Source organism: Mesorhizobium sp. M1E.F.Ca.ET.063.01.1.1, assembly GCF_003998155.1.
Lineage (GTDB): Bacteria > Pseudomonadota > Alphaproteobacteria > Rhizobiales > Rhizobiaceae > Mesorhizobium.
The window spans coordinates 1-2,988 of the sequence record NZ_RZSC01000713.1 but is presented as its reverse complement, the minus strand read 5'-3'; the positions used below and the strand labels follow the sequence as shown (position 1 = coordinate 2,988).

Below are 2,988 nucleotides of genomic sequence, written 5' to 3'. Positions count from 1 at the left end.
CAAAGCTTCGGCTCCAAGAGCTTCATCTGCAGGATCTCGGCGCGCTTCTTCTCGCCGCCGGAGAAGCCGACATTGAGCGGCCGCTTCAGCATGTTCATGTCCATGCTGAGCGAGGCGGCGGCTTCCTTCACGCGCTTGAGGAACTCCGGAACCTTCAACGGCTCCTCGCCGCGCGCCTTGCGCTGCTCGTTCATCGCCACCTTGAGGAACTCCATGGTCGCCACGCCTGGAATCTCCATCGGATACTGGAAGGCGAGAAAGATGCCGGCGGTGGCGCGCTCGGCGGGATCCATTTCGAGGATCGACTGGCCGTTGTAGAGGATGTCGCCTTCCGTCACCTCATAATCCTCGCGGCCGGCCAGGATATAGGACAGCGTCGACTTGCCCGAGCCGTTCGGCCCCATGATGGCGGCGACCTCGCCGGCTTTGACCGTCAGGTTCAGTCCCCGGATGATCTCGGTGCCGTCATCGACGATGCGGGCATGCAAATTCTTGATTTCAAGCATCATTTTTTTCCTGAATATCGTTTGCGGTCAGCCGACCGAACCCTCAAGGCTGATGCCGATCAGCTTCTGCGCCTCGACGGCGAATTCCATCGGCAGTTGCTGGATGACGTCCTTGACGAAGCCGTTGACGATCAGCGCGATCGCCTCTTCCTCGGGGACGCCGCGCTGCATGACGTAGAACTTCTGGTCCTCGGAGATCTTCGACGTCGTCGCCTCGTGCTCGAACTTCGCCGTCGCGTTCTTGGCTTCCATGTAAGGCACGGTGTGCGCGCCGCACTGGTCGCCGATCAGAAGCGAGTCGCAGTTGGTGAAGTTGCGGGCATTGGCCGCCTTGCGGTGCGCCGAGACCTGGCCGCGATAGGTGTTCTGCGAGAAGCCGGCGGCAATGCCCTTGGAGATGATGCGGCTCGACGTGTTCTTGCCGAGATGGATCATCTTGGTGCCGCTGTCGACCTGCTGGTAGCCGTTCGAAACCGCGATCGAATAGAACTCGCCGCTGGAGTCGTCGCCGCGCAGGATGCAGCTCGGATATTTCCAGGTGATGGCCGAGCCGGTCTCGACCTGCGTCCACGAGATCTTCGAGCGATCGCCGCGGCAGTCGCCGCGCTTGGTGACGAAATTGTAGATGCCGCCCTTGCCTTCGGCGTCGCCGGGATACCAGTTCTGCACCGTCGAATATTTGATCTCGGCATCGTCGAGCGCGATCAGTTCGACCACCGCCGCATGCAGCTGGTTTTCGTCGCGCTGCGGCGCCGTGCAGCCCTCGAGATAGGAGACATAGGCTCCCTCCTCGGCGATGATCAGCGTGCGCTCGAACTGGCCGGTGTTCTTCTCGTTGATGCGGAAATAGGTCGACAGTTCCATCGGGCAGCGCACGCCCTTCGGCACGAAGACGAACGAGCCGTCGGTGAACACCGCCGAATTCAGCGTGGCGTAGAAATTGTCGGTGGTCGGCACGACCGAGCCCAGATATTTCTGCACCAGCTCCGGATGCTCACGGATCGCTTCCGAGATCGAGCAGAAGATGACGCCGGCCGCGGCCAGTTCCTTCTTGAAGGTAGTGACCACGGAAACGGAGTCGAACACGGCGTCGACCGCCACGCGGCCCGACTTGTAGACGTTGTCGTTGGCTTCCTCGAGTTCCGAAGCCTCGGTCCTCTGCACGCCGGCGAGAATCTCCTGCTCCTTCAGCGGAATGCCGAGCTTCTCATAGACCTTGAGCAGTTCGGGATCGACCTCGTCCAGCGACTTCGGGCCAGGCGTGCTCTTCGGCGCGGCGTAGTAGTGGATGTCCTGGAAGTCGATCTTCGGATAGTGGACGCGCGCCCAGGTCGGCTCTTCCAGGGTCAGCCAGCGGCGATAAGCCCCCAGACGCCATTCCAGCATCCAGTCCGGCTCGCCCTTCTTCTCGGAGATCAAGCGAATGATGTCTTCACTCAGGCCCTTGGGGGCCTTGTCCATCTCGATCTCTGTCTGGAATCCGTATTTATACTGGTCGACGTCGATCTTTCGGACTCGATCGATCGTCTCCTGCACAGCAGGCATAAGCGTTCTCCATCCACGCCGGGGTCAAGGCCCGGCAGTTTTCAAACTATGGCACCGCCGAAACCCGGTCCCGGAGGAGACCTGCAGCGGAGTAAGCTCCATATAGTGCATTCCGACCGGGAATTCACCCGGCCAAAACGAAACGCACGGCTCTACCAGGCCCGAAGGCCTGAAACTTTCCTTTTTTGGCCGCTAGGCGGCCCTTTCCTTATCGGCCCGGCGCGCGACAATGCCCGCGAGCGCCGTCCGGAACGCCTCGATCTCCTCAGCGCCCGTCGCGCGTCCGATCGAGACGCGCAAGGCGCCAACGCTGTCGCCGTGCCCCATCGCCTTCAGCACATGGCTTGGCCCGACTTTTCCCGACGAGCAGGCCGAACCCGCCGACAACGCCACACCGGCGAGATCGAAGGCGATCTGCGCCGTCTCGGCCTTGATGCCCGCAATAGCGAAGAATGTCGTGTTGGCAAGCCTTGGCGCCGCCGCTCCAAAGATTTCCGCGTCCGGGACGATTTCCCGGACAATCGCCTCGACCTCGCCGCGCCGACGCGCAACGGCGTCGATCTCGCCCAGGCCGGCGAGTGCGGCCCGCGCCGCGGCGCCGAAACCGGCAATGCCGGGGAGATTCTCGGTGCCGGCGCGATGGCCCTTTTCCTGGCCGCCGCCATTGATCAACGGCTTCGGCATCATCAGGTCGGCCGCAGCGACGATGGCGCCGACGCCCTTCGGACCGCCGATCTTGTGCGAGGACAGGATCAAATAGTCGGCGTAACCGGCTGACATATCGATCGGAATCCGTCCGGCCGCCTGCACGGCGTCGACGACGAGCACACCACCCGCGGCCTTGACGATCTCGGCGATGCGGCCGACCGGCTGGATCACGCCCGTCTCGTTGTTGGCGGCATGGATCGCCACCAGCGGTAGGCCATCGGCCATGTCA

General features: G+C 62.6%; 3 protein-coding genes. All 3 read right to left on the bottom strand.

Annotation, left to right across the window (positions count from 1 at the left end; translation table 11 throughout):
* Positions 1–506 (bottom strand): Fe-S cluster assembly ATPase SufC (sufC, locus tag EOA29_RS31085; RefSeq protein ID WP_127222069.1); only part of this gene is annotated, 506 nt, incomplete at its 3' end.
* Between the two features lie 27 nt (positions 507–533).
* Entirely contained in the window at positions 534–2,051 is a 1,518-nt protein-coding gene (gene sufB / locus EOA29_RS31080; protein ID WP_126093584.1) for a Fe-S cluster assembly protein SufB, read from the bottom strand.
* Between the two features lie 192 nt (positions 2,052–2,243).
* On the bottom strand, positions 2,244–2,988 hold a 745-nt coding region (locus EOA29_RS31075; RefSeq protein WP_127222068.1), incomplete at its 5' end, for an aminotransferase class V-fold PLP-dependent enzyme.

What these genes read in the sequence shown, in the direction of transcription:
- sufB (WP_126093584.1), bottom strand. Translation starts at nt 2,051, where the DNA reads ATGCCTGCTGTGCAGGAGACGATCGATCGAGTCCGAAAGATCGACGTC.